General features: G+C 65.0%; 1 protein-coding gene. It reads left to right on the forward strand.

Annotated elements, in window-relative coordinates:
• On the forward strand, positions 1–237 hold a 237-nt coding region (locus AC3XQU_RS24815; protein WP_489876752.1), incomplete at both ends, for a hypothetical protein.

Below are 237 nucleotides of genomic sequence, written 5' to 3' on the forward strand. Positions count from 1 at the left end.
GAGGACCCGGCTGCGGAAGTCCTCCGTGGCTATGTGGAGGACAAGACGGTTCCCGGTTACGTCCTGGAGGACCTGGCAGCGAAATACCCGGACACGGTCGACGCCGCGTACCAGGCCGCCTTGTCCAACCCCGGATTCCGCTGGGAGCACGACGGCATGGCCCTGCTCCGCCTGCACAAGCCGAATTTCACCCGGGGCAAAGAACTTCCTGGCGTCACGCCGGTGCCTTCATCACTG

This window comes from Telluria sp. AZSoR62 (assembly GCF_058111565.1).